Origin of the sequence: Actinoplanes sandaracinus, from assembly GCF_030009775.1 — a bacterium.
Taxonomy (GTDB): Bacteria; Actinomycetota; Actinomycetes; order Mycobacteriales; family Micromonosporaceae; genus Actinoplanes; species Actinoplanes sandaracinus.
The window spans coordinates 1-2,867 of the sequence record NZ_JASCTH010000081.1 but is presented as its reverse complement, the minus strand read 5'-3'; the positions used below and the strand labels follow the sequence as shown (position 1 = coordinate 2,867).

The window sequence follows — 2,867 nt, the reverse complement described above, 5'->3', positions numbered from 1 at the left end:
CGGGGCTGCGCCCCGCATTGAGGTTTTCTCCGGTGGGCTTACGTCCTACCTGGGGTACGTCCTACCTGGGGTACGCCTTGCATTGGGCTTACGTTCTGCATGGGGTACGCCCTGCATGGGCTTACGTCGTGCATGGGGTTACGCCCCGCGTGGGGTCGGGTTCTGCACCGGGTGGGGTTGGTTTGGGGTTGGGCATGCGGTTCGGGGTAAGTTGCGCCTGGTATCGCAAGTTTTAGGGTGTTTGCAGGGTTCTGGTTCTCGCTACGTGCGGGCTGGGGCCCTTTCGTATTTCTGGCTGGGGGCGAGGACTGGGGCTCGCGGTTCTGGGGTGGTTCGGCTTGATGGGGTGGGGCCGTACTGACTGCGATTCGCGCATGCCTCGGGGAGTGCGGGGGCCTTGGCGGGGTGGTGGTGGGGTGCGGGTGTGACAGTGGGGTGGTGGATGCCGCTTTTGTTCTTGTGCACAGTCCGGCGGTTGGGCCCCTCACCTGGGGGCCGGTGGCCGGGCGGCTCGATGAGGCGATCGTGCCCTCGCTGCTGGGCGTCGCAGACGCGGGGCCGCCGTTCGCGCCTGCCGTCGCTGCCACGGTCGCCGAGGCGATCGGCGAGCTGGAGACGGGGCGGGCTGTCGTGCTCGTGGCACACAGCAACGCCGGGCTGTTCGTGCCGGCGATCGTCGAGGCTTCGCCGCGGCCGGTCGCCGGATGCCTGTTCGTCGACGCCGCCCTGCCGTCGCCCGACGGGCCTACTCCGGTCGCGCCCGCGGAACTGCTGGACTTCCTGCGGCCGAAGGTGACCGGCGGCCGGCTGCCGCAGTGGACGGATTGGTGGGACGACTCCGACATCGCGCCGATGTTTCCCGACGCGCAGACTCGCGCTGCCGTCTCCGCCGAGCAACCCCGGCTGCCCTTGAGCTACTACGAGGCGACGGTTCGCAGTCCGGCCGGCTGGGACGACCGGCCCTGCGGATATCTGCTGTTCGGTCCGCCCTACGAGCCGGTGGCCGACGAGGCGGCACGCCGCGGCTGGAGCGTCGAGCACGTCCCCGGCCTCCACCTGCACCAACTTGTCGACCCGGAAAGCGTCACCGCCCGGATCCTCACCATGACCGCCGGCTGGCGCTAGTGCCCCACCGAAGGTTCCGTATCGGGGACCGGTGAGCGCCAGCGGGTCCTTGCCTCCGGAACTGTGGACCCGCGGGCCTCTTCACCGTTCTGCCGGGGATCCAGGCTCCCGGCCCGCGGCGCGGTGGGCGGGCGTGCCGGGAGCGGGGGTCACATGCCACGCCGGTCGCGCGGGCGAGTGACGGTCTTCGGGTGAGCTCAGCGGGCGGCCTCGGGCCCCGAAGCCTCAAAGGCTTGAACTGGTGGCTATTTCGCATTTGTCTTTACTGAGACGGCTATGCGGAACGGCTGAGGCCGGCGCTTCCCTGCCGTATTGGCGAATGTCCCGAGTCCGACTTGCCGACGAATGCGCGATGAGGGCCGACTTGCGCCGCTGGTGGATTGCGCGGACGGCGGATTGGTGGGAAAGGTGCGTTGTGCGGGGATTCCACAGCCTGTGGCCACAAACGCCAAGTGCTGCAGATCCCACTCCACTGTGGCCCGCACGCTGCCGTCGCGACGCCCGAAGATCGGGTGATCGAGCAGTCAGGCGCCGCTTCCGAGGATGCTGTCCACAGTGCTGTAAGCGGCCGCGTCAACGCGCGCAGTCCTGCGGGGTATCGGCCGGCACCTATGGAACGTGGGCGTATGCCGAGCGGCCTTTCTGCGGCGCGGGCTGTTAACGGGCGATTCGAATGCTTGTGCTGGAGAGCCGCACTTCCGTCGGTGCGTCGACCGTCCCGGCCCTCCCGTGGTGTGAGTCAAGGGAGCGATTCATGCCCGAGGTTTGCGCCTGACCGCGGGCTCCCGTGGGTCAGCCGCTGCGTTTCCCGGTGCGTTGAACCTGCAGTCAGCGCCGCCGTCTCCGTGCGCACTCAAGGCTAGCCCGTGGCGGGGTCTCGTCGTGCCGACCCGCCTGACCCTCCCGACAGATCACCGCCGCTCCCCGAGCCGCCCACCACCCACGGCAACAGCCGACGCCCCGGCCGGAACGACCAGATGGCCCACCTGAGCTGGCCTTTCCCAACTTTCCGAGGCCCGCCCGCAGCCCGGCCGAGCGGCAGGACTAGGCTTTAACTACCGACGCGGGGTGGAGCAGCTCGGTAGCTCGCTGGGCTCATAACCCAGAGGTCGCAGGTTCAAATCCTGTCCCCGCTACCACGTAATTGCAGATCCGGACGCGGCCCCTCTTCGGATGGGCCGCGTTTTCGCTTCTCGGTCGGGCATCAACCGGCCAAACTCATCGACGCCTGGCGCCACGAGACAAGCAGCACGAGACAACACGAAGCCCAGCCGGTACGCCACGATCGTGACCACCGGCCGGAACAGCGTGTGCACTGCGGGCCCCAACATGCCGGCGGTGCTGCCACGGGTCCGCTGGTCGGGTTCCGTGCCGGTAACTGGAATCGGCCCACACGTGCGGCCCCAGCGGGCGAGCCGGACCCCGGCCCCTAGTCCGCAGAAACCGCGGACCGGCGACCGTTGAGTTGCGCCCGGACGGACTCCACGGTTGCGGCCGGTGAGGCGCGGGGGCGGGTGGTGGTTTGCTGGGGTGCGTAGGCGAAGCCCACAACGGCGAAGCCCACAACGGTGCAGCTCGCAGCGGTGCAGCCCACAGCGGTGCAGCCCACAGCGGTGCAGCCCACAGCGGTGCAGCCCACAACGGTGCAGCCCACAACGGTGCAGCCCACAACGGTGCACCCCACAACGGCGCAGCCGGCAGTGGCGCAGGCGAGCCGAAGGAAACCCCAATGCGGGGCGCAG

Annotated in this window: 1 protein-coding gene and 1 tRNA gene; both read left to right on the top strand. The window is 69.1% G+C overall.

Going from position 1 to position 2,867, the window contains the following annotated elements; translation table 11 throughout:
• The first annotated feature begins 525 nt into the window (after nt 1–525).
• A complete protein-coding gene (locus QLQ12_RS46710; RefSeq protein WP_282767533.1) occupies nt 526–1,125 on the top strand; it encodes an alpha/beta hydrolase in 600 nt (199 codons plus the stop codon).
• 1,062 nt (nt 1,126–2,187) lie between these two features.
• Nucleotides 2,188–2,264, top strand: a tRNA-Met gene (locus QLQ12_RS46705).
• Nucleotides 2,265–2,867 lie beyond the last annotated feature (603 nt).